We start from the raw sequence: 23,857 nt of genomic DNA, 5'->3' as shown, positions 1-23,857 counted from the left end.
GGTTATGTCGAGCAAGCTGGTGCCCCAGCTTTGGGATTGGCCTTCAGCCAATTCAGAATATCATCGAGGTTGCGAACCGGAACGATCGGCAGATCGCCTGCGCCTTTTCTCGCATCAGCTTCATTCGCGATTGGGACGAAGAACACATCCGCATTCGTACGACTTACCGTATAGGCTTTCTGAACCAGTCCGCCAACAGGCCCGATGGAGCCGTCTGGTTCGATCGTTCCCGTCCCTGCAACGTGATGGCCATACGTGACCCCGCAAGGGGTCAGTTGGTCTATTAGCGTGAGCGCCAGCATAGCCCCATGGGACGGTCCACCCTCGTGCAACAGGTAATTATGATAAGACACGAGTTCAGGTATGTCATATCTGAGCTCATTGGCAATCATAATTCCGATGGATGCCCGTTTGGGATCGTCCGTACTCGCGCGCGTAGGAACTGTCACCTCGAGTTTCTTGCCACTCCGAGTGACCGTGAGTTTGATCGATTCGCCTGGTTTAATGACTTGCATCCGCTCACTAAGTTCCTGGACCATCGTAATGGGATGCCCGTTCAATACGGTAATCACGTCGCTGGGCTGCAGCACTTCTGAGGCTTGTGAATTCTGCAAGACGGCCGTAATCCGCACACCCTCCGGTAGGATGCCTTTGCCTAACCCCACTTTCTGGAAGGCAATCGCACTTCCCGCGGCATTCGCATCTTCCTTCATCGTGCGCACTTCCTGATTATATTCACCGATCGACATGCCTAACGATTCAATCTTTTCAAATGTGTAGTCTTTAAAAAGCTTCGCATACAACCAATCCATCGGGAAGGCCGGCCGCTCGAAGATGAGCACACCCGAAATATCACCATGCTTGGAACCGCCTTCGGCCTGCGCATAGCGATTCATGTTGAGCGTTATCCCCGGATAGGTCACTAAGTAGGGGGTAGGCCACAGCATCAGCAGCAAGAGACCAAGTGTCACACCTATCACGATCATACTCTGGCGTGGCACCTTACGTTTCCTTCTCTCGTGCAGGACCATATCTGTCAGGATAAGCAGCAAGCTAAGAATCAAAGCAGAAGCTGAGAACGCTAGTTTTTTGGGCATCGCGATCACGATCACCGTACTACACAAACAGACCAAACTGATCAAGCCGTGAAATACTTTCAAATTACGTGAATGTGACGCTTTTAGATGCAAGAGAGCCGCTATCATCCATAATAGAGGAACTAGTGCAATCGCGTAGATGAGCAGATCTATCAGATCTATCCAATAGAAATGCGTTCCCCATCTTAGCGGATCTGGCAGCCATACGAGTTCCCCAATCATAATTAACAGGAGGATGATTCCAAGTCCCCAGTAGTATAGCTTGTGCCAAATTGCCATTGCACACATCCTTTTTAACTGCTTAACTGTTGGACAACCTCATCATACGAGAGCTTGCCGCCGAAAATATCAAGCGCACTCCCAATCGTTATATCCAGCTTCCCCTGGGAAAGCTTTCTAAACAGAGCTACATCTTCAAATGAACGCGCTCCGCCAGCATACGTAGTAGGAATAGTAACCCACTCGGCCAAGGCGCTTACGAGGCTTTGTTGAATACCACTTTGCTTGCCTTCGACATCCACCGCATGAATAAGAAACTCGTCGCAATACTGTTCAAAAAACTGAATCGTCTCCTGATTCAATTCCACATCACTTAACTGTTTCCATTGATTCGTCGCCACATACCATTTTCCATCTTTTTCCTTGCAGCTTAGATCAATGACAAGTTTCTCTTTGCCGATTGCCGCAACAATGCGTTCCAAATGCTCCATATTCAGTTGGCCATCACGGAAAATGTAAGACGTCACAATGACGTGTGATGCCCCTTGCTCCAGATAAAAGCTCGCATTATCCGCTTGTATGCCTCCCCCGACTTGCAGGCCGCCAGGGTATGCTCCAAGCGCTCTGAGCGCCTCCTCCTTGTTCCCCTCGCCAAGCATGATGACATGACCGCCAGTTAAGCGATCCCTTTTGAACATTTTTGCGTAATACACAGCATCATAGGAGGATACGAAATTCTCAACAACGGGCTGCCCCTCGCCACCCAGAGTTTCTCCTACAATCTGCTTCACTTTGCCATTATGTAGATCGATGCATGGTCTAAATTTCATGACGTATGTTTCCCCTTTGGTCGTCGTAAGTCTTGTACGATTTTCCATCTAGTATACAAAATAAACTGCCGCTCCGTCCATCTTGGACGAAAGCGATGCATGAGATACCAAAAAAGCCCTCCAAGGAGGGCTTACATGCCAAGATTACTTTTTATCGAAGCCTTCTTCTTCCAAATACTCTTGTACTTCTTCATAGGTCTCAAAAGCACAATCGAGGTTCTCACCCGCGTAGATATACCATAAATCCTCTACGAACGTAACGCTCAATGTGTTGCCATCTTCATCTACCCAGATCTCTTCTTGTGGGTCGTTAGCTTCCTCGACCTCGACCTTCGCAATCTTAGGACTACCGCTGCGAGTTAAAGACTGAATCGACTTCGCGATGATATCACGAAGCTCGTCTTCACTATAATCCCGAATGTTAATTAATCCTTTGGCATCTACCGTACAACCTGGGATGTATTCGGCATACACAAATCCATTTCCATTCGGGTGAAGATGATACAGAACCGTTGTCTTCTCATAGTCACTTTCTAGATAATGAAAATTGATTCGTCCCAGTGAAACATCCTTACGCTGCAACTCAGGGAAGGATGCTGCAATTTCTAGCTTTTCGTCTAAACTAAGCATACATGCCCCCGTAACTTAATCGATCACTTGAATTTTGAACACATTCTCGAGCTTACCGTCCGCTCTCTTCTTCAGGGGCACTTTAATATCTCTCCCAAGCTCTTTGAAAAAAGTCTCAACATCACATTGTACATTGGAAAGAACAACTTTAAATGAACCATCTTGGACGATATTCTGATTTGCTTCAGCTGGCACCGTAATATCAACTGCGTACTTCTTCGTTAACGTATTAATATAACGACTAAAAATTTCAATAAGCTCCTCATTATTGAAATTTTCGATTACCACTTTGCCCTTGTTTGTAAAATTTAAATGAACGTTCACCTTTAAATGTCCCCTTTTCCTGTACACCCTGTATTTGCTTGTGGGTAAAAGCCTACATCGAACGAATAATGCTTCACTTCTATTTTACTTGTTTATAGGGGTATGAAGCAACACTAAAGCCAAATTCATTTTCTGTACACAAAAAGAAGCAGGTATTTCCCTGCCTCTACGGGTATTGCTTCTATACTAATTATGCCACATTTACCTATTTTCTACGCACAAATGGCACTAAGCTTTTTGAGTAATTCGTCTAATTCGTGTTTGAGCACGATTAATCGAGATGATTCGAAATTCACCAAATGTCAAAATTCGCTGACGTACTTCTTCGGGAAAAGTTTGATGCATGACTTCCAAACGATCATCAAGCTCATTATACCAGGGTAATAAATTCATTTTGATGACGAGTACTCGATCACTCACATCCCCACTCCACCTTTTCAATACAGGTTAACTATCTACGCCAACTTCTGATTAGATTTACTTACCCAGTAAATATTTCGCATAAAGCATCGGAGTCTCATACGTACGATAAAATGTTTTATTCAAATTCAAATGCTTATATTGATAGCGCTGATCCCTGCCATTAATTTCAATAAGCCAAATTTCGCCTTGATCATCAATGCCGATATCCATCCCGACATCAGACATAGATGGGATTTTCTCGCTTAAGCTTTCCGCGATTTGCAACGCGGCTTTCTCCACCTGTTCTCTTTTCTGAATGGGGTCAAAACCATTGCTTCGAAACAAATTTTCGCAGATCATGGCTTCACCGCCCCTAGCCAAATTCGTGACATGCCGGCCATTTGCAGCAATCTTACCCGCGATACCTGTTACGCCCCACTGTCCTTTGTCGCCGCGTTGAACAGATACACGCAAATCATAGGGACGGCCTTCATACATCGCAAGAGGAATTGTTTTTTGTATCAAATAGGACTTCCCTCTGACTTTCTCATCTATAAAATCAATCGTTTGTTCTTTATTCAGTTGCTTTGGAATTTGTTTACTCCACCATACCTGCCATATCTGACCTGGCATCGCAGACACTTTCAGGACACCTATTCCCACAGAACTATTCGTAGGTTTAACGAAAAAAGAGTCATACCGGCTTATCGCCTTATCCAAGTTATTCCGTGTGTATGCAATGGTACTAGGAAGAAATGCAGAGCTTCCGGAACTCGCACGTAACATACGATGGATGCGAAGTTTATCATGTCTATTTTGACCATTGAAAATTTGACTTATCTTCGCTAGGTCTTTAAGTTTTTTTTGTGAAAACGTGGAAAGTGTCATCGCGCGGTTATGAATGACTTTTGGAATAGGCAGCCGCTTCAATGTGTACTTTTTATTCTCATAACATAAGCCTAGGGCAGTCTTTGTGCTAATGTGCTTTAAACACATGTAAAATGGCGTCATCTCGAGCTCAATTGCCGCTTTGTTATAGTAGTCAATATGTTCATATCCGGTTTGCTTTTGTAGAATGCCAAGATACGTCTTTCGATCAAGGAGGATGCCGATTACATTACGCACAATTTCACCTCTCCCACTTAGGTTCATCCTACTACTGTATGCAACATTGGCCTAAAGGGTCCAAAATGACGAATAGAAATTGCGAGATTCCCGATCTTACATATTCTAGTTTGACTCATTGGAAGTGAAATGCTACAATTCAAGCAAATTTGGATTCACATTGTCTGGAGGGGATGTACGTGAACCCTTTAACACGCAGATGCTGTTGGACAATTATGGTATGGCTGATTCTCGTACTTTTTGTCTTTCCATTAACACCTCCTATCTCCAACCATACGACTGTCGAGACTGATGTTCTAATTTCAGCCAGTACCACGCAGGTCTTGACGGTTCAACAGCAACCGCCATCGAAGGAAATCATCCATGTTTATGAGAATAAGATCCACCTGTTTGACCAGTTTCACAAGCAATATGAGATGACGATTTTCGTCGTTTTTATCGTATTTTTAACTCATCTTTTCTGGAAAAAGCTGAAAGTGATCCTACTTGCGTTCCTCAAGTTCACCTCTCGTTATACGGGCCTCATTCCTTCTTACTCATTAAAGTAACGAAATAGAATGATGAGGAAAAGAGGAAACTTTCATGGCTAATTCACAAGCTCTAGCTCAAGCACAGGCACACGCACAACATCAAAAATTAACACGTATGAAATTTGCACGCAGAATCTTTTTTATGATTATTGGTGCCGCTCTCGTCTCCATTGGACTTGAAATTTTCTTAGTTCCAAATCATATTATTGATGGTGGTATTGTAGGGATTTCCATCATTGCATCTCATTTATCTGGCTTCCCACTCGGTATATTTCTAGTTCTGTTCAACCTGCCTTTCGTCTTACTCGGATATAAGCAAATTGGCAAAACTTTTGCTATATCAACAACCTTCTCGGTTATTATCATGTCGGTTGGCACATCTTTACTTCACCCTGTTAAAGCCATTACCTTGGATCCTTTGTTAGCTGCTGTATTCGGCGGGATTATCCTTGGGATAGGCGTCGGGCTCGTTATTCGATCCGGAGGATCACTAGACGGCACGGAAATTGTAGCTATTCTATTTAGTAAAAAGACCGCCTTCTCGGTCGGCGAAATTGTCATGTTCTTCAATTTGTTCATTCTTGCCAGCGCAGGCTTTGTCTTCGGTTGGGATCGTGCGATGTATTCTCTCATTGCCTATTTTATTGCTTATAAAATGATTGATATCACGATTGAAGGTCTTGATCAATCCAAATCCGTTTGGATTATCAGCGATGAATACGAGAAAATCGGGGATTCCATAACAAATCGTCTGGGTCGGGGAGTTACTTACCTTAAAGGCGAAGGTGCCTTCACAGGCGATGACAAAAAAGTCATTTTCAGCGTTATTACGCGGCTTGAAGAAGCGAAACTTAAATCCATTGTAGACGACTTGGATCCGAAAGCTTTTCTTGCCATCGGGAATATCCATGATGTGAAGGGCGGACGGTTTAAGAAGAAGGATATTCACTAAACTGCACATAGAAAAGCCTACAATCCCACATCAGATGTGAGTTGTAGGCTTTTTATTATGCTTGGCTGCTTACTCTGCAAAGATATGTAAGCGCATACGGACAAGTTATCAACAAAACATTCGAAATAAGTCAAAGATATAATGCATGGCCTCTTCTTCATCTTTGCCTCTCGTAAGTAAACGCAGCGTAGTGCCTGCTTTGATGGGAACTAACAACATCCCTAATACACTTTTCACATCAACCTTATGATGCTTCTCATCAAATTGAAAGTCGAGTGTGATATCCGAAATAAAATGAGACGATTTCTTAGAAATGGTAGATAAATCGCTTCTTTCTAAATCTTTTGCAACCATAAATTCATGTACACGCATGCTGCTCGACTTCCTTTCCATGACATTTGGCGGTTTGTGGATTGTCATTATGTGTGGTATTATACTAAGATATTTGTGAAAAGTGAAGTGTTGAATATGCCATTTATTGATAGTTTACTAGATTCCTACCAAAAAACCAGCCCAATCCCCCGACCTGTGGTCGAGGGATTTTTTTTCCTTCGGGAAACACTTCTGCAGGAGGTCATCATTCATGCATACTAACAACAATGCATCAGTTTGGGCTATTTGGCTTTCACTCATCAGTAATATTCTATTAACGGTCATCAAAATTATTATTGGTCTCCTCTTTCACAGCGAAGTTCTTCTTGCGGACGGTGTTCATAATGCTGGAGACATCATCGCAACCATTGCCGCATTAAGTGCTATGCGAATTTCCAAGCTCCCCGCCGATGAGGATCACCCCTACGGTCATGGTAAAGCTGAAGTTCTGGGTTCAGGATTCGTTGCCTTTATCCTCGTAACGGCCGCCCTTTATATCGGGTACCACGCGGTCGCCGCGCTATTCCATGAACCGAGTGCACCAAGTCTAATTGCTCTAATCGCCTCAGCCGTTTCTGTCATTTGGAAATATGCACTTTATCTCTACACCATGCGAATCGGACGCAATACGAGTAGCAAGAGCTTAATGGCAACTGCTCACGATCATTTGGCTGATGTGTATGCTTCGATTGCTGCTGTAGTCGGTATTGGTTTGGCATTTATCGGCAAAGCCTATGACATATACTGGCTGGCTTACGGCGATGCAGCTGCCGGGGTCATTGTTTCGCTCTTGGTTTTGAAATTAGGTGTGGAGATGGCCAAAGAATCCTTCGATATCCTCATGGAAAAAACCGTCGATCAACACATGCTCTCGCAATTTACGGCGTTGATCGAAGTGGTTCCTCAGGTTAAGCGGATTGATCGTGTTCGTGCGAGAGAGCATGGACACTATATTTTGGTCGATGCACGCATCTCTGTTCCTGGTGAGCTGACCATTCAAGAAGGTCACGACATCTCACGTGCAATCAAAAAATCGATCATGGATCAACACAGCGATGTGGACGAAGTCTTAATTCATTTGAATCCCTGGTATGAGAAGTGAAGGGTTGTTAGCCCTTCACTCGAATTTCCGAAGTGATTTTCTCTACAATCTCTGGCAGCGATCTAATACCAAGATCGCCTTCTCCCCTTTTTCTAACGGAGACGCTGCCGGAGTTTTTTTCATTTTCGCCAACGATCATCATGTAGGTGACTTTTTCTAACTGAGCTTCGCGAATCTTATACCCTAATTTCTCCGTCCGCGCGTCTATATCCACCCTTATTCCCGTTTCTTCTAGTGATGTTTTCACTTGCAGCGCATAGTCCAGATAATGATCAGAGACTGGCAACACTTTCACTTGTACAGGTGCTAGCCACAACGGGAAGGCTCCCGCATAATGTTCTGTCAAAATACCTATAAATCTGTCAATTGAACCATAAACAGCTCGATGTATCACGACTGGCCGGTGCTTGAGATTATCATCCCCGATGTAAGATAAATCGAATTTCTCAGGCATTTGGAAATCCAACTGAATCGTTCCGCACTGCCAGCTCCGTTTTAAGGCGTCTAAGATGTGAAAATCGATTTTGGGCCCATAAAAAGCACCATCACCCGCATTGACGCGATAGTCAATCCCTCTTTTATCCAATACCTGTTGTAATGACTGCTCTGCCTGATCCCATAGCTCGCTTGAGCCCATGAAATCATCCGGTCGTGTAGACAACTCTATCCGATACGGGAAGCCAAACACCTCATATACGTGAGCAATCAGTTCAATGACGCGTCCGATTTCTTGTTCGATTTGTTCAGGTAAAACGAAGAGATGGGCATCATCCTGACAAAAAGTACGTACACGCATCATCCCATTCAGCGCCCCAGAGAACTCATGACGATGTACTTGACCGAATTCCGATAGGCGAATAGGCAATTCCCTGTAGGAGTGCAAGCTGTTTTTATAAATAAGCATATGTCCTGGGCAATTCATCGGTTTAAGTGCGAACTTCGTATCGTCTACATTCGTAAAGTACATATTGTCTTTATAGTGATCCCAGTGACCTGATTCTTCCCAAATGCGATTATTCATCATCAGAGGAGTACGTACTTCGTTATAATCTCTCTGGCGCTGCAGCTCACGAGCGAAATTCTCAAGTTCGTTGCGAAGAATCATCCCCTTGGGCAAATAGAATGGCATTCCCGGCGCTTCTTCTGAGAACATAAAGAGCTCCAGTTCCTTTCCAAGCTTGCGATGGTCACGTTTCTTGGCTTCCTCAAGCAAATGCAGGTGCTCATCTAGCTGCGCTTTCTTCAGGAAAGCTGTTCCATAGATCCGCTGCAGCATCTTATTCTTAGCGTCTCCCCGCCAGTACGCCCCTGCGACTTGAAGGAGTTTAAATGCCTTTATATAACCAGTTGATGGGAGATGAGGGCCTCGGCATAGATCGAAGAATTCACCCTGATCATAGATCGTAATCTCTACATCTTCCGGCAACTCGCGGATGAGTTCAAGCTTATAAGATTCATCTTCCCCTTCAAAAGTTTCCATCGCCTCTTCCCGGCTGACCACTCGGCGAACAATCGGGATGTTTTCCTGAATAATAAGGTTCATCTCAGCTTCAATTGCACTTAGATCATCACTGGATAATGGGTTATCTATATCAACGTCATAGTAAAAACCATCTTCGATGACAGGTCCAATTCCCAGCTTAATGGCTTGCTGGCCATACAAGCGTTTGAGCGCCTGCGCGAGCACATGAGCTGTACTGTGTCGATAAACGGATAGTCCTTCTTTACTTTCCAGTGTGACGATCTCGATGTGACTATCCGCTTCAATCTGCTGCTCGAGATCCACCAATTTACCATTCATTTTGCCTACTATGGCGTGCTTCTTGAGACCTGCACTAATAGATGCTGCCACTTGTACAATCGTCGTGCCTTGTACGTACCTCCTATTTGTGCCATCTGGTAAAATAACTTCAATTTCCATGCCTTCCATGCCTCCCTTTCCCAGTAATTTGTGTACGAAAGATACAATCCTATCTTCCAAATCAACGCAAAAAAACGCATCTCTATCCCAGAAAGGGACGAGTGCGTTCAGCTCGTGGTTCCACCCTAATTCGACTTGCTTTGTGCAAGTCCTTATTAGTATCCGGTATCGAGGATAAGACGGTGTCGCATACTTCCATGGGAGAACTACCAGGGTTCAGCATCACAGCTACAAAGGGGTAATTTTCAACCGGCAACAGGAGAAGATTTCAGCTATTACTTCTCTCTCTGGGCAGTTCGTGAAGAAAATCATGTCTTTGATCATAACTTTTTATGTGATTATGGAACTCATATTACTTAGTTTGACAGGTTCATGTCAAGAGGCATCTGTGGACAAAATCATTATAACCATTCTCGCCTACACATACTTAACGACGGTGAACATACCGCCCGTAGATTTCGTCATATTGTTTGAAGTGTGATGCGGCATATGACAATGCAGCGGCCAAACGCCAGGATTTTGCGCTGAAAATTCAATATCCACCGTAACACCGCTTGGCACAAGTATCGTATTTCGCAGTTCTCGATTGTAATGAGGTATGGTATTTCCATCGGCTGCTGTGACCCAGAACTGATGACCGTGGAAATGCATGGGATGCGCGTTCATCCCGATATTTCCGAATCGAATGCGCATCTCTTCCCCGAATCGGACTGGTAACGGACTTGTATGCGGGAAACAGCGACCATTCATCGTAAAAAAATTAAAACGATCCGACATGGTATCCAGCTCATAATGTCCAGCCTTCACCACACCTTTTGCCATGCCTAGCAAATGAAATTCCGACAGCATCATGAAATAGTCCCGCTGGATGCTGCCTTCGAACGGATCCTCAATGATAAAGCCTCCGCCTAAGCCCATCAACGCTTGAAAAGCCGTGTCTACATGGGTGTGATACATATGCGTACCCGGTGGATTCACAATTTGGAAATGATAATCAAAATATTGGCCTTGCTCAATATAGGGCGAAGGTTCCACGGCCGGCACACCGTCCATGCGATTAGGCACATCAAGCCCATGCCAATGTACACTGGTAGCCTCCGGCAGCCGATTATGTACGCGTATGGTCACCCAATCCCCGGGACATACGCGTATCGTCGGACCCGGAATGCTGCCATTGTATCCCCAACCCTTGAAGAACACGCCTGGCAAAATCTCTTGAGTAACTGGCTCAGCGACCAACTCAAAAAATTTCACGCCTTGCAGCATGACATAACTTAGATCTGGTAGATCTGGTGATACGACCAAGGCATATCCCCCCCGCTTCAACGCTGTATAATTCAATGTATGCGTCAAAGCCTGGGATTACCTCTTACGGATTACTTTCCTTCGAAGAATCGAAGATAGGCGCCGTAACCTTCCTTCTCCAAATCGGCCAATGGAATAAAGCGCAGCGCAGCGGAGTTAATACAATAACGTAGCCCATTTGGGCCAGGACCGTCATTAAACACATGCCCTAAATGTGAATCCGCTTCTGTACTTCTGACTTCGGTACGAATCATGAAATGACTCGTATCGGTGACTTCTTTCACTTGCCCTTCAAACAATGGTTTCGTGAAACTAGGCCAGCCGCAGCCAGAATCAAATTTATCGATGGACGTGAACAATGGTTCCCCGGAAACAATATCCACGTAGAGACCTTTCTCTTTGTGGTCATGAAATTCATTCTGGAAAGGACGCTCCGTCGCGTTATTTTGTGTCACCTCGTACTGGATAGGTGTTAGCTTTTTCTTACGCTCTTCCTTATCCTTCTCCGTGTTCCAATATTGCGAAATATACGCATCGCGCCCTGAACCTTTGCGGTATGCTTTGTAGCGAAGCGGATTTTTATGGTGATAGTCCTGATGGTAGTCTTCCCCTGGATAAAAAGCTTCGGCATCAATGCGCACAATTTCTGTTACGATGGGACGATCGAATCGGCCACTGTCCTGCAGCGCTTTTTTGGACGCCTCGGCTTTGGCTAACTGCTCATCGGAATGGGCAAAAATCGATGTACGATACGATGATCCACGATCATGGAATTGTCCACCCGCATCGGTTGGATCAATTTGGCGCCAATACGTCTCCAATAACTTTTCGTAAGGATACAGCTCGGGATCAAATGTAATTTGAACAGCTTCTGCGTGGCCAGTAGTCTCTGAGCAGACTTCTTCATACGTTGGATTGCTTGTGTGCCCGCCAATATAACCAGAAACAACAGAAATAATTCCCGGAAGTGACTCAAACGGTGTCACCATACACCAGAAGCACCCTCCTGCAAATGTTGCTTTATCTGAATGAACGCCTTGATTGTTATTTGTCATGTGTCATGCCACCTCTTTCTCACAGTATCTTCTTATCATACCAAAAGTTACGTAGATAACCAAAAACACCGTTCCTCGCGTGAACGGTGTTCGTTGTAGATAGTGCTATGTATTCTACAGATTATTGAAAATGTCTGTAAGCACAGGCACGATTTGAGATTTACGGGAAACTACGCCTTTAAGAACGGCTTTGTTATCAACAAGGGATACGTTGTAAGCTTTCTCAACCGCATCCGCTTTACGTCCAAGAGCAAGACCTACGGAATCATTGTTTAGAATGTCCGTTACAACGAACAAGAACAAGTCTAGGTTTTTCTCAGCGATAATTGCTCCAAGTGCTGTTTCGATTTCCGCTTGCTGGGAAAGTACATCGTTCACATCAACCGCATTCACTTGTGCGATTTCTGTTTTGTAACTGCCCATTTGGAATTCTTTCGCATCCAAAGAAATTAATTGCGCAACAGTTTTGTCACTAAGATCCGCGCCAGCTTTAAGCATGTTCAGACCATACACTTCAGCGTCAACACCAGCAATTGCAGCTAACTCACGAGCAGCAGCAACGTCTTGCTCCGTGCACGTTGGGGATTTGAATAACAAGGAATCAGAAATGATAGCAGAAAGCATTAAACCTGCAATCTCTTTATCGATGGCAACGCCATTTTCTTTGTACAATTTATTTAAAATGGTTGCTGTGCAACCCACTGGCTCCGCACGATAGTAAAGCGGGTGGCTCGTTTCGAAGTTAGCAATGCGGTGGTGGTCAATAACTTCCACTACGCGTACTTGATCGATGTCGCTTGCGCTTTGTTGGCGCTCAACATGATCAACCAAGATCACATTTGCCGCTTCATTAGCAACCGTTTGAACTTCACGTGGAGCAGCTACTTGAAAAGTATCTAACGCGAATTGCGTTTCGCCATTAATGGAGCCTAGGCGAACTGCTTCGACTTCTTGACCTAATTTCGTTTTGAGTGCTGCGTAAGCAATTGCGGATGTGATTGAATCAGTGTCCGGATTTTTATGTCCGAAAATAAGTGTTTTTGACATTGTACGACTCCTTAAACGACATATTTTAGTAAGAGTAGGTATTATCTCTATATCGATTATACTCAAAATTCTAGGTAAATCCACTATTCTCCTTAGGTCGATGTCGCGTCGGTAAGCTGCTGCACCCAATCTTCGAATGGCTTTTGGCTGTCAACGACGATGCGATGCAGCTCTAGCGGAGGTTGATCCGAAGATGCCCAGCCAGCTTGTGTCGTAAACGCATAGCGAAAGCCAGCCTTACGTAGAATCCTCAATGTAGCGCGATTGTACTCGCCGTATGGATAAGCGAACGTATCCGCTGGTCTTCCCAGCTCTTGTTCAATGCGCGCTCGCGCTGCGAGTATCTCTGCGCGCTGCGCCTTCTTGCTGAGCCTCGGCAGATGCGGATGCGTCACGGTATGTGACGCGATATCCCAGTGGGCTGCGCTCAGCTCACGTATTTGGGGCCAGGTCAGATAACCTGGCGTATGGATTAGACCCGTCGACACGTACAGCGTCGCCGGAAAGCCATGCTTCCAGAGGATGGGCAACACCACCTCCGCGTTATTGGCATAGCCGTCATCGAACGTGAGCAGCACGGGGTGAGCCGCTGACGGCTGTTTATGAGAGAGGACGCTGGCGAATTCATCCAGCGTCAACGGGGTGTAGTGATGCGCGGCCAAATAGTCCATTTGGCGCGCGAACGTATCGGGGTGGAGCACATACGTGTTCCCCGGGGCCACCCCGATACTGTGGTAATTCAGCACGGGGATGGCGATCCCGGGCGCGGCTTTGGCTGGCGATGCGAAGAACGCCAGCTGGAGGCACGCGAGCAGCAAGGCCGTGTGCACGGTTTTATTCTTCCAATGGATCATCCTAAGCTTCATCCAAGATCCCCTACCCCGTATTGAACATGTCCGTTCAATGATTGATCTCCTAAGCCTCCCCTATCTCCTCGACGAATATGCAAATAATCCCAGACTACCGTAGCTTCTTAGCAACACTTTTGCACTTCTGATACAGTTGGCGCTTTCTGGGAGTTGCTGTAGTCCGATATCGCCGAACTAAAATACCTCCTCTATTGATAAAAAGACAAATAGTCCAATTTCGCCTAACTAATCCCCACTTTCCCTCGTGTTGAGGGGGAATTGTGGCGATTTAGTTGGGTAATTTAGGACTAAACAGAGTTTTCGTGCGTTGAAAGTTAGATTAGTTCGGCTTTTTAGGACTAAATGGTGCTTCGAGAGCAATGTGCGGCCTGGGCAACACCATTATCTACTCTACGCCAGCACTCACACCCGCCAACTGAATCAACTTATTAACCGTCTCCCAATTCCGAGTGGTGGCAGCTACTCCTAGTTTTTTCTCGATGAAATTGTTGCTAAATTTGGATTCTCCGTAGTTTTTACGGATAAGCAGAAACACGGTCAATCCAGTGACATGGTACTCGTCCACTTCGCTCTGTGCTGCTTGCAACTTGTTTAGAGCTGCCTCCGTCGGAGCCTTGGAGAGAAATGTGACATATCTCTGCTCATTTTCATCCACATTTACCGTTACGTATGGTGTATTGCTAACCACCTCTTCCAGCTCCGCTGGCGTGCGAATGATGACTGGGATGTCGAAGGTTAATTGCTCCTTCAGCTCCAGGACAATGCGATCACGGAGAACCTCAGGGTTCAGCTCATCACTGTCAAAAATCACATTCCCACTCTGGATATACGTACTCACCTGTGTAAACTCCAGCGATTCGAAGAGCTGTCTAAGCCTGTCCATTTTAATGATTTTCTGACCACTCACATTAATTCCTCGCAGCATAGCGATGTACCGAGGCATCCAAACCCCTCCTTTTTCAACTCACCATTTTTCACACTTACCCTACTTCATTCACACCCAACCCACCTGAACGAGCAGCGATATAAGCAGCTACGCCATCCTCATCATTACTGCCAGCAATCTCATCTGCCATTTGCAAAAGGTCAGGATGTGCATTCGCTACTGCAACTTTATAGCCTGCCTCTAGGAACATCCCGGTGTCGTTCAGATTATCTCCGAATGCAGTCACATCCTCAGACGCACAGCCGACTAGCGCTGCCCATAAACGCAAGCCCATCTGCTTATTTGCTTCGCGATGACTAAACTCAAGGAAATAATGCCCCTCAATGTAGTTATCCTTCATCAGATGGATGTGTACCTCCGAACCAAATAATGCCTCAACCGCAGTCTTCAGTGGAAGCAGCTCATTGAATAAACCGATATACGTCAGTATTAACGTACGCAGTTCTGCCGTGTTTTGGAGCTCATCCACCTCTTGGAACCTCGGATCATTCGGCCGACTAGCCAAAAATTGCAGATCACCCGTGCGCTCCAACCTCTCGTGCATGACACGCTCATTATCCTTCTCATCGAGGGCGAATAGCAGCGGCGTTATGCCCAATGTTTTACCCATTTTAATAATCGTATTGCATCGCTCACTGTCCAACCAACGTCCATCCAATACTCGCTTCTGAATAGGATCAAACAACATCGCGCCGTTGTATAATACAAGCGGATACCGCCACGGAATATCGGAAGCAACAGCTTGTGAGCTTTGGTAGCTTCGTGCTGTTGCGTAACTAACAACCATTCCTTGCTCTAGTGCCTGCGTAAGAACGCTTATTGTAAATTCAGAAGGCTTAGCCTGAGATCTCAACAAGGTACCGTCCAAGTCAGTTAAGAAATAGGTATTTTTCATCCGATTTTCTTCTCAAAGCATAAGCTGCTCTTGCTTCCTATGTACTCACCAAAACATGCGATCGGATAATACCCACATTTCGTATAAAACGCAACTGCCTCTGGCTGTGCTTCGCCCGCTTCTAGCCGGATCGTATGATGCCCAAGACGCTCCACCGAAGGATCATTAAAATCCACAAAATAAATATCCTCAATCGGATATCTTGTCAGCAAATCTTGATCTAACTTTGCTATTAACTCATGCAAAATTGGGTCCGAATGGGAAACGAATTTGATATCCAAATTCATTGCGTGTCTCTCCTCCAATACTTTGTCTTGTCAGAAGTCATTTTTATCCAAGCATTATAGCACAAAACAAACAACGTGTACTGTGCCCCTCCCTAGCCACCATACTCATTTTCAAAATATGCCAATTTGATTTATACTATGGTCAATTCATTTAAACGAGAAGGGATACGGGTTATTATGGCGCAGCAGCCTGCAGCGACAAATTATGAAATCGCACAAGTATGTTTACTCGCTGGTAAAATCATGCTGGAAAACGGCGGCGAAACTTATCGGGTGGAAGATACGATGACCCATGTTGCCGAAGCCTTTGGTATTCCGCATTCCCATAGCTTTGTCACACCAACGGGAATTATTTTCTCCATCGACGGTCCTGAGCAGACGACTAGATTAATTCGCATCTCTTCGCGATCCACAGATTTAAGAAAAGTAACCGTGGTTAACGCAATATCTCGCCGTATTAGCCAAGGAGAGCTGTCGCCAACAGAGGCGTATCAAGAACTTGAAGCCCTTAATCTAGATAAGCGCAGATATCCCACATGGTTTCAAGCGTTAGCCGCAGCCATTGCCAGTGGTTGTTTTCTCATCATGTTTCAAGGTCAGTGGTTCGACTTCATCCCTGCTTTTTTAGCAGGCGGAGCTGGTACGATAGCCTTAACCTATTTTCATCGTTTAGTTCCGATCAAATTCTTCGCAGAATTTCTCGCGTCCTTAATTATTGGACTTATTGCTTATTTAACGGTCAAAACAGGGCTCGGCCATCATCTCGATAAGATTATCATTGGCTCTGTCATGCCGCTCGTACCGGGGCTTCTTATCACAAATGCTGTGCGCGATTTGATGGCAGGCCATTTCGTTTCTGGCGTATCCAAAGGTGCCGAAGCCTTCTTAACCGCCTTCGCCATTGGCGCAGGGATCGCCTTTGTATTAACATTTTATCCTGGAAAGGGGTACTAACATGGACATGTTGGAGCAGCTTGTAACAAGCTTCATCTCAACTTCCGCTTTTGGCATCATCTTCAACGTACCCCGGAGAACTTTAGGACAGTGCGGTTTTGTTGGCATGATTGGATGGATGCTCTATTTCTCTTTTCAAAAAGCACACCTGGATCCCATCTTGGCCACACTCATTGCGTCCTTTGTTGTCACGATTGTTAGTCAATTTTTTGCGAAAATATATAAAACACCTGTTATCGTTTTCAGTGTGTCTGGTATTATTCCCCTTGTCCCAGGTGGATTAGCGTATGACGCCATGCGCAATGTCGTGCTTAACCATTATGATGTGGCTGTGCAGCTAGCTGCGAAAGCATTTCTACTCTCTGGTGCCATTGCGATAGGACTGGTCTTTTCGGAAGTCATCAATGTGCTACTCAGACGTACAAGAACATAAATCCACTCAAAAATCCAATAACGGAATTAACATTAATAGGTTATACCTATAACTTCATCCTTTTTATATCTTGGATTTTTTCCCAACAGCCCTTTACACTTAGGGTATCGAACACATAAACCAAGTATAGGAAATGGAGTGGATCCTCATGAAAGACAACGCCAATCATCATATTCTTACGAAATTCGATGAAATTGCCCAAAAGTACGACAGTCAGCGGAGAAAGTTAATTCCTTGCTTTGATGATTTTTACAACACGGCCGCTTCGCTAGTCCAAGTTGGCCACGAAACTCCGCGTATTCTTGATTTAGGCGCAGGTACAGGACTTTTCTCATCCTATATGCAACGTATGTATCCACAAGCGAAGTTAACGATGATCGACCTGTCTACTGGAATGCTCGACATTGCCAAAGAAAGATTCGCAGAAGTGGAAGCAGCGGAGTTTACTTACCTTGTCGGGGACTATTCCACCTTTGAGGATGCAGAACCTTTTGATGCCATCATCTCCTCCCTATCGATTCATCATCTAGAGGACGAAGCTAAGCAAGGGCTATTTTCGCGCATTTTCCAATTATTGAAGCCAGGCGGCGTGTTTGTGAATGCAGATCAAGTCTTAGGCCAAACTTCCAATCTTGATCGTCTTTACCGTTCAGATTGGGTGGCGAAAATTGAAGCAACGGATCTATCTCAAGAAGCACTCCAAGCAGCCTACGAGCGGACCAAGCTGGATAAAATGGCACCATTAGACACGCAGCTTGGCTGGCTTCGGGACTGCGGATTCGAAGATGTCGACTGCGTTTACAAGTCCTATAATTTTGTCGTGATGTATGCGAGAAAGCCGTAGCTCTCTCACACTCTTTTACCAGATCATTGGTTTAGACACCATAAACCACATCATCGCGAGTGTAATAATCACATACCAAATCAAAGCTTTGCGAAGCTTGTTAACAAGAAGATTTCGATCTTCGTGGGGAGCTTTCAGCTGTCGTAATAGAGGCGAAAATGCACGTGCAATGAAGTAAAGCGAAGCTACCATGATTAGGACTGTCGCGACAATCCAAGAGGTTTTCCAGCTCCATGCCGTTATCCATGTCAAAATAATGCCTGTGGCAACCAGCACATGTCCTGCATGCTTTGTTAGTCGCACTGTAATCCGGAAGGGCTCTAAGTAATCAGGAAGCTGTTCAAACGGTGCTCTACGAATTAATGCGAGTAAAGGAAATAGGACGAAATAAGGGCCGATGCTTAATACAACGCTAAAAATATGGATATACAGCATGACAATATACCAAGACAAGTTGATCATCCGTTCTATCTGTATTGTGAATAAACCGTGCGAATCCTAGGATCCACACGGTTTTTTGTGTTATTCGGCTTTTTGAAATTCGTGTACCCATACTTTCATCTGTGGCAGCCACGGCATACCTGGGTGAATAGCAAGGATACTGTCGCGATACTCATCAACGGTCTCGTGACCTTCCATTTTGGCATGCTCAGGTGTCAGATCACCAAGTGCTTGTTGATACACGTTGGTTACTGTAAAAGCTGTACCTTGCAAATCCATCGTTTCACCAATATCCGCATAACGCCCATTACGACGACAAGCTGTTTTGAGACCAGCAAGCACCTTGCTTACTTCTTCTTCTTTCGTTACAAGTCGATCGACCGAGCAGGTCTTTGGCGGTAAAGTTGCATTTACGTTCGTTTCACTCATGTTAGTTCCCTCCTTTTGCCAGTTTTCATTATAGCGAATCCCCAACGCTTTGTCGAACTGAGTCGTATCTCCGTATCCGACAACCCCATTTATTCATACAAAGCTTCCCTCAGCTTCGTTGACATGCTCTCCATTGAACCTGATGCTGCAGGTTTAACGCCGCGCAGGCGCGCGATTTCCGCTTTCAGTCTTTCATTTTCAAGTATTAGCACATCAAGCTTCACTTCGATTTGCTCGCGATCCAAGTGATCCCACTTCCCCATTCTTACACCTCCTAGCATGAAAATACCCCCTCCTCGCAAGTCGATCATCCCATCGGATTCTCTCCATGCATCAAAGGGGGCGGTTCCTATCGCTTACTGCTTATTTCGTGATATTGATTGTATATAGTCGAGCAGTTTCTTCCCAAACTTCGCCTGGCTCTAAGGAGACTAGTCCGATTTGATCTGCAGGCAGATTCACATTCGGCGCATTAACCAAGTTCATTTGCGGCTCTGGACAGAAGAAACCTTCGGTTTTGCCATTGTTCCAGATCATCCATTGCTTATAAGAAGTCCCTACATCATAGACTAGTTTGATGCCTTCACGCGCATCTGTCAATGCCATGAAGTTGCGGCTATTCTGCGGAACACTCGTGTAATGATTATCCATGCCTTCGAAGAATGGCGACAGTCCGCCAACTTTCATCTTCGCTTCATCTGCAGACAACGCTTGATATTCGCCCGTTGGCAGCATACGCTCGTTCAACGCCCAACGCTCGCCGATCGTCATTTGGAACGTATAATCGGATGGCTGACTGTTGACAGCAAAAGGTGCATTAATCGTCGTATGGAAAGCCAGCAAACATGGCATTGCTTCATAGCCCTCATTATGTACAGAAATTTGCTGATGCAAACCTTGCTCATTCAACGTGTAGACGAGACGAATCGTAAAATCAAAAGGCAAAAATTCATGAACAGAATGTCCTTCACGAACTCGCAAGGCAAGTGCTACGCGACTTTCATTGCCATCACTGCTGTAATTCTCAACAGCCCATGGAATATTGTGTACAAATCCGTGCAGATGATTGCCTGTTTTAGGTTCATTGACTGGGAATTGAAATACCTTACCCTGCCAAGGGAATTTACCATCTTCATAACGATTCGGCGGGAATAACACCGGGATGCCATGTACAATCGGACGTTCTTTAAACGCTTCCATCTCTTCCAGCGCAGGCTCGCGCAAAAAGCGGTATTCTTTCTCTATATCACGAAAAGCAATCAGATTTGCTCCCACATCTGGCAAAACAACCGCTTCATAGCGTCCAGCTTGCAGCCAAATCGCTTGTTCCCCGTTGTACGTTCCTTCATATGCTTTGGTAGACATCCTCTTCATTCTCCTCCTAATAACTGCTTGTCTTATGTCCATAATCTGGACGGACACATTGATTTCACTTTAGCCCATGTGCGTGAAAAAAGTCAATGGACGTAAATTGCTTTTATATCGATAAATGTGACTTTCCTGGAAGGGGCTCCAACAAACGAAGGACCTGAGGCCGTAAGCCTCAGGTCCTTCACTCCCTGCATGAATCTAACGTCTCCAAACCGCGTCATTCCAACGAAGTTCATTCCGGAACTGAAGTGGTGACGTGTTTTTATTTATAATTACAACTTCAATGCCAGCTAGCTCTGCCCAATCCACAAGCTGCTCTGTACTTACTGTGTATGAGAATACAGTATGATGAGCGCCACCAGCATAGATCCAAGCTTCTGCTGAATCGTTCAACGAAGGTTGTGGTTTCCACAATACGCGAGCTACGGGCAGCTTCGGCATGTCTTTTAGGGGTTGAACGGCATCTACTTCGTTAATCAACAAGCGGAAGCGGTTGCCCATATCGATGAGCGAAGCATTCAAAGCTGAGCCTGAAGCACCGTCAAAAACAAGACGAGCTGGATCCGCTTTTCCGCCGATACCCAGCGGATGAACCTCGATTTTGGGACGAGTCGCAGCAATCGTCGGACAAATTTCAAGCATGTGTGCGCCCAGCACAAGCTCATTGCCTGGCTCCATGTGATACGTATAGTCCTCCATGAAGGACGTCCCCTTGTTGTTCGCGATGATTTTCATTACGCGCAGCAATGCCGCTGTTTTCCAATCACCTTCGCCGCCAAAACCGTATCCCTGTTCCATCAATCGTTGAACCGCTAGACCTGGCAATTGCTTCAGACCGTGCAAGTCCTCAAATGTCGTCGTAAACGCACCGAAGCCGCCTTCTTGCAAGAAGGCTTTCATACCGAGCTCAATGCGCGCTTGTTCTCTGATCGCTTCACGAATGGGTCCTGCTGTTCGCCCTTCAGACGTAATATCGTATAGCTCATTATATTCATCCATAAGTTGATCGACTTCAACTTCTGAAATATCCCCAACACGCTGAACCAGATCTCCCACACCGTACCCATTGATGGACCAGCCGAATTTAATTTGAGCTTCTACTTTATCGCCTTCAGTTACGGCAACATGACGCATATTGTCACCAAAACGAGCAACCTTCAAGCTGCGCCCTTCGATGAAGGCCACGGAAGTCCGCATCCAACCTGCGATACGTGCCAGAACAGCAGGATCTTCCCAGTAACCAACGACCACCTTACGAGAAATCCCCATGCGTGCTCCGATGAAACCATACTCACGGTCACCGTGGGCAGCCTGATTCAAGTTCATGAAATCCATATCAATCGTTTCCCATGGGATATCGCGATTGAATTGTGTGTGTAAGTGAAGCAGCGGCTTGCGGTATTCCGAAAGACCTGCAATCCACATTTTTGCTGGAGAGAACGTATGCATCCAAGTGATAATACCCGCACAGGAATCATCGGCATTCGCATCTAGACATAGTCTACGAATGGCATCTGGTGTCGTTAAAACAGGTTTGAATACGAGCTTGCTTGGAATGATTTCCGCACGATCAATACCTGCTGTGATCTGCTTGGAATGTTCATCTACTTGAAGCAATGTTTCAGGTCCGTACAAGTGTTGGCTTCCGGTAACAAACCAGAATACTTTATCAGAAAAAGGGTTCATGAGCTATAAGCCTCCTAGGAATGTAATGAATAATGGCAAATTGGATTCTTTATTACTAGGGAACTACTGACGTGCTTCCTCGCGAATCGAGCGAAGTCGTTTCATGACATCATTGTCACCGCGACCAAAATAGTCATGCAAATTGCTATACTCTTGGTATAGCTTCTCGTATACAGCCACATTCTCAGCCTTCGGCTTAAATGTTTCTTTACGAACACGAGCCATTTGCTTCGCGGCATCCACGATGCTGTCATAACCGCCTTTGTCTGCACCCGCTGCCACTGCTCCAAACATCGCAGCTCCTAGTGCTGGTGTTTGTTTGGAATCGGCAATCTTAATTTCACGATTTGTAACATCCGCATAAATTTGCATCAAAAGACGATTTTTCTGCGGCAAACCGCCACAAGCGTACAGCTCCTCAACTTCAACCCCGTTGCTTTGGAAAGCATCCACGATTTTTCGTGTTCCGAAAGCTGTTGCTTCCAATAATGTCCGATAAATCTCTTCTGGCTTTGTAAGCAAGGAATACCCTAGAATAAGTCCATTTAACTCCGTATCTACAAGTACCGAACGGTTTCCATTCCACCAATCCAGAGCGAGCAAGCCTGTTTCGCCTGGTTTGTAAGCGGATGCACGACGTTCCAACCATTCATGTACATGAATGCCTTCTTCGGCAGCAGCTTTTTCTACATAGGCAGGAACACCTTGCTCTACATACCATGCGAAAATATCACCAACCGCTGATTGCCCTGCTTCATAGCCTAAGTAGCCTGGAATAATGCCATCTTCAACAACGCCGCACATGCCTTCGACTTCTTTCTCCTCCGTGCCAAGCAACATGTGGCAAATCGATGTTCCCATCGCCATTACGAGCTTGCCAGGTGTAACAACCCCAACGCCAGGTACTGCTGCATGGGCATCTACGTTGCCAACAGCAATCGCTGTTCCTGCTGCTAGCCCCATCCGTTCTGCCATTGCAGCCGTCAATTCCCCAGCTTTTGTTCCTAAGGCAACAACATCACCGCGCAGCTTCGTTTCTGTGACATCTACAAGACGAGGATCTAGCGCTTTGAAAAAATCTTGACTCGGATATCCATCTTGTTTGTGCCAAATCGATTTATAACCAGCCGTACAGCTGTTGCGGACGATCTCCGATTGGCCAGTCATTTGAGAAACAACCCAGTCAGTCGCTTCTAAGAAACGATCGGTTTGGTCATAAATGTCCGGTGCTTCATTCAAAATCTGCCAAACCTTGGCGATCATCCATTCAGATGAAATCTTACCGCCGTAACGCGGTAGAAAGGCTTCCCCTCTGCTCGCAGCAATTTCATTAATTAATGTCGCTTCATCCTGCGCGGCATGATGCTTCCATAGCTTCACCCAGCTATGCGGGTTGGAAGAAAGCGTCGCTTGGAAGCACAGTGGTTGACCTTCTTTATCAATAGGAAGCATTGTACATGCTGTGAAATCAATCCCTAATCCGATAATGTCAGCCGGATCTACACCTGATGCACGTACAACTGCCGGAACCGATTGCGTAAGGACATCTAAATAATCTTGAGGATGCTGCAAAGCCCAGTCATACTCTAATTTCACACCGGAAACAGGTAGTTTCTCATCAATAACATTGTGTGGATACAGCGTAACGTGATCGGCAACCTCAGTACCATCACTCAAATCAACCAGAACTGCGCGCCCTGACTCTGTTCCATAATCAACGCCAATTGCATATTTCTTCGACATCGGGGGCCTCCTTCAAAAGTGAACATGATTATTGGTTCTAGTATATCA

At 45.4% G+C, this 23,857-nt stretch carries 28 protein-coding genes; 7 read left to right on the top strand and 21 right to left on the bottom strand.

Annotated features, from left to right (window positions below; all coding sequences use genetic code 11):
• Positions 1-2 precede the first annotated feature (2 nt).
• The 6 genes from J2736_RS05055 to J2736_RS05030 form a co-directional block, all read right to left on the bottom strand.
• Complete coding sequence (locus J2736_RS05055; protein WP_310224113.1) at positions 3-1,376, bottom strand: PDZ domain-containing protein; 1,374 nt, start codon at positions 1,374-1,376, stop codon at positions 3-5.
• Positions 1,377-1,390: 14 nt separating this feature from the next.
• Positions 1,391-2,146 (bottom strand): phosphoribosylformimino-5-aminoimidazole carboxamide ribotide isomerase, encoded by a 756-nt coding sequence (gene hisA, locus J2736_RS05050; RefSeq protein ID WP_310224112.1) that lies wholly within the window; start codon positions 2,144-2,146, stop codon positions 1,391-1,393.
• Positions 2,147-2,290: 144 nt separating this feature from the next.
• Positions 2,291-2,776 (bottom strand): hypothetical protein, encoded by a 486-nt coding sequence (locus J2736_RS05045; protein WP_310224111.1) that lies wholly within the window; start codon positions 2,774-2,776, stop codon positions 2,291-2,293.
• Positions 2,777-2,791: 15 nt separating this feature from the next.
• On the bottom strand, positions 2,792-3,100 hold the full coding sequence (locus J2736_RS05040) for a hypothetical protein (protein WP_056621264.1): 309 nt from the start codon (positions 3,098-3,100) through the stop codon (positions 2,792-2,794).
• A gap of 228 nt (positions 3,101-3,328) precedes the next feature.
• Positions 3,329-3,520, bottom strand: coding sequence for a hypothetical protein (locus J2736_RS05035; RefSeq protein ID WP_310224110.1), 192 nt, complete (start codon positions 3,518-3,520; stop codon positions 3,329-3,331).
• 57 nt (positions 3,521-3,577) lie between these two features.
• A complete protein-coding gene (locus J2736_RS05030; RefSeq protein WP_310224109.1) occupies positions 3,578-4,627 on the bottom strand; it encodes a YheC/YheD family endospore coat-associated protein in 1,050 nt (349 codons plus the stop codon).
• Positions 4,628-4,806: 179 nt separating this feature from the next.
• Here J2736_RS05030 and J2736_RS05025 point away from each other — a divergent pair, with 179 nt between their 5' ends.
• Both J2736_RS05025 and J2736_RS05020 read left to right on the top strand, forming a co-directional pair.
• Positions 4,807-5,175, top strand: coding sequence for a hypothetical protein (locus J2736_RS05025; RefSeq protein ID WP_310224108.1), 369 nt, complete (start codon positions 4,807-4,809; stop codon positions 5,173-5,175).
• A gap of 34 nt (positions 5,176-5,209) precedes the next feature.
• Positions 5,210-6,109, top strand: coding sequence for a YitT family protein (locus J2736_RS05020; RefSeq protein ID WP_397340159.1), 900 nt, complete (start codon positions 5,210-5,212; stop codon positions 6,107-6,109).
• Positions 6,110-6,217: 108 nt separating this feature from the next.
• Here J2736_RS05020 and J2736_RS05015 read toward each other — a convergent pair whose 3' ends face one another.
• Positions 6,218-6,463: an HPr family phosphocarrier protein gene (locus tag J2736_RS05015; protein WP_310224107.1), complete on the bottom strand. Its 246-nt coding sequence runs from the start codon at positions 6,461-6,463 to the stop codon at positions 6,218-6,220.
• Between the two features lie 229 nt (positions 6,464-6,692).
• On the opposite strand from J2736_RS05015, the gene J2736_RS05010 reads away from it, so the two are divergent.
• A complete protein-coding gene (locus J2736_RS05010) occupies positions 6,693-7,583 on the top strand; it encodes a cation diffusion facilitator family transporter (RefSeq protein WP_310224106.1) in 891 nt (296 codons plus the stop codon).
• 7 nt (positions 7,584-7,590) lie between these two features.
• On the opposite strand, the gene thrS is transcribed toward J2736_RS05010, so the two are convergent.
• The 5 genes from thrS to J2736_RS04985 form a co-directional block, all read right to left on the bottom strand.
• The gene (thrS, locus tag J2736_RS05005; RefSeq protein WP_310224105.1) at positions 7,591-9,504 is read right to left on the bottom strand and encodes a threonine--tRNA ligase; all 1,914 of its coding nucleotides are present in this window, start codon (positions 9,502-9,504) and stop codon (positions 7,591-7,593) included.
• Between the two features lie 417 nt (positions 9,505-9,921).
• Positions 9,922-10,857 (bottom strand): multicopper oxidase family protein, encoded by a 936-nt coding sequence (locus J2736_RS05000; RefSeq protein WP_310224104.1) that lies wholly within the window; start codon positions 10,855-10,857, stop codon positions 9,922-9,924.
• Positions 10,858-10,880: 23 nt separating this feature from the next.
• Entirely contained in the window at positions 10,881-11,864 is a 984-nt protein-coding gene (gene msrB / locus J2736_RS04995) for a peptide-methionine (R)-S-oxide reductase MsrB (protein WP_310224103.1), read from the bottom strand.
• A gap of 114 nt (positions 11,865-11,978) precedes the next feature.
• The gene (locus J2736_RS04990; RefSeq protein WP_310224102.1) at positions 11,979-12,911 is read right to left on the bottom strand and encodes a manganese-dependent inorganic pyrophosphatase; all 933 of its coding nucleotides are present in this window, start codon (positions 12,909-12,911) and stop codon (positions 11,979-11,981) included.
• A 92-nt stretch (positions 12,912-13,003) separates the two neighbouring features.
• Positions 13,004-13,582: a polysaccharide deacetylase family protein gene (locus J2736_RS04985; protein WP_310225204.1), complete on the bottom strand. Its 579-nt coding sequence runs from the start codon at positions 13,580-13,582 to the stop codon at positions 13,004-13,006.
• A 60-nt stretch (positions 13,583-13,642) separates the two neighbouring features.
• Here J2736_RS04985 and J2736_RS04980 point away from each other — a divergent pair, with 60 nt between their 5' ends.
• Positions 13,643-13,801 carry a hypothetical protein gene (locus J2736_RS04980; RefSeq protein ID WP_310225271.1) on the top strand — a complete coding sequence of 53 codons (159 nt, stop codon included), beginning with the start codon at positions 13,643-13,645 and terminating at the stop codon, positions 13,799-13,801.
• A gap of 364 nt (positions 13,802-14,165) precedes the next feature.
• On the opposite strand, the gene J2736_RS04975 is transcribed toward J2736_RS04980, so the two are convergent.
• From J2736_RS04975 to J2736_RS04965, 3 genes are read right to left on the bottom strand one after another with little or no spacing between them, the layout of a single operon-like run.
• Positions 14,166-14,723: a DUF1697 domain-containing protein gene (locus J2736_RS04975; RefSeq protein WP_310224101.1), complete on the bottom strand. Its 558-nt coding sequence runs from the start codon at positions 14,721-14,723 to the stop codon at positions 14,166-14,168.
• A gap of 37 nt (positions 14,724-14,760) precedes the next feature.
• On the bottom strand, positions 14,761-15,621 hold the full coding sequence (locus tag J2736_RS04970; RefSeq protein ID WP_310224100.1) for an HAD-IIB family hydrolase: 861 nt from the start codon (positions 15,619-15,621) through the stop codon (positions 14,761-14,763).
• On the bottom strand, positions 15,618-15,908 hold the full coding sequence (locus J2736_RS04965; RefSeq protein WP_310224099.1) for a hypothetical protein: 291 nt from the start codon (positions 15,906-15,908) through the stop codon (positions 15,618-15,620). The genes J2736_RS04970 and J2736_RS04965 overlap by 4 nt, the downstream gene beginning before the upstream one ends.
• Before the next feature lie 177 nt (positions 15,909-16,085).
• On the opposite strand from J2736_RS04965, the gene J2736_RS04960 reads away from it, so the two are divergent.
• The 3 genes from J2736_RS04960 to J2736_RS04950 all read left to right on the top strand — a co-directional run bounded on the left by J2736_RS04960 (position 16,086) and on the right by J2736_RS04950 (position 18,139).
• Entirely contained in the window at positions 16,086-16,862 is a 777-nt protein-coding gene (locus tag J2736_RS04960) for a threonine/serine exporter family protein (protein ID WP_310224098.1), read from the top strand.
• Position 16,863: 1 nt separating this feature from the next.
• Positions 16,864-17,295 (top strand): threonine/serine exporter family protein, encoded by a 432-nt coding sequence (locus J2736_RS04955; RefSeq protein ID WP_310224097.1) that lies wholly within the window; start codon positions 16,864-16,866, stop codon positions 17,293-17,295.
• Positions 17,296-17,443: 148 nt separating this feature from the next.
• Positions 17,444-18,139, top strand: coding sequence for a class I SAM-dependent methyltransferase (locus J2736_RS04950; protein ID WP_310224096.1), 696 nt, complete (start codon positions 17,444-17,446; stop codon positions 18,137-18,139).
• 15 nt (positions 18,140-18,154) lie between these two features.
• Here the strand turns inward: J2736_RS04950 and J2736_RS04945 are convergent, their stop codons facing one another.
• The 6 genes from J2736_RS04945 to J2736_RS04920 form a co-directional block, all read right to left on the bottom strand.
• A complete protein-coding gene (locus tag J2736_RS04945; RefSeq protein WP_310224095.1) occupies positions 18,155-18,601 on the bottom strand; it encodes a DUF2269 family protein in 447 nt (148 codons plus the stop codon).
• 60 nt (positions 18,602-18,661) lie between these two features.
• On the bottom strand, positions 18,662-19,009 hold the full coding sequence (locus J2736_RS04940; protein ID WP_310224094.1) for an ASCH domain-containing protein: 348 nt from the start codon (positions 19,007-19,009) through the stop codon (positions 18,662-18,664).
• An 89-nt stretch (positions 19,010-19,098) separates the two neighbouring features.
• The gene (locus J2736_RS04935; RefSeq protein WP_310224093.1) at positions 19,099-19,272 is read right to left on the bottom strand and encodes a hypothetical protein; all 174 of its coding nucleotides are present in this window, start codon (positions 19,270-19,272) and stop codon (positions 19,099-19,101) included.
• A 100-nt stretch (positions 19,273-19,372) separates the two neighbouring features.
• Positions 19,373-20,374: an aldose 1-epimerase gene (locus tag J2736_RS04930; RefSeq protein ID WP_310224092.1), complete on the bottom strand. Its 1,002-nt coding sequence runs from the start codon at positions 20,372-20,374 to the stop codon at positions 19,373-19,375.
• A gap of 204 nt (positions 20,375-20,578) precedes the next feature.
• On the bottom strand, positions 20,579-22,066 hold the full coding sequence (gene araA, locus J2736_RS04925) for an L-arabinose isomerase (protein WP_310224091.1): 1,488 nt from the start codon (positions 22,064-22,066) through the stop codon (positions 20,579-20,581).
• Positions 22,067-22,129: 63 nt separating this feature from the next.
• A complete protein-coding gene (locus J2736_RS04920; protein ID WP_310224090.1) occupies positions 22,130-23,809 on the bottom strand; it encodes a ribulokinase in 1,680 nt (559 codons plus the stop codon).
• Between the last annotated feature and the right edge of the window lie 48 nt (positions 23,810-23,857).

Source organism: Paenibacillus qinlingensis, from assembly GCF_031455095.1.
Classification (GTDB): Bacteria; Bacillota; Bacilli; order Paenibacillales; family NBRC-103111; genus Paenibacillus_E; species Paenibacillus_E qinlingensis_A.
The sequence above is the reverse complement of the archived record's forward strand: the minus strand, read 5'-3'. Positions and strand labels throughout refer to the sequence as shown.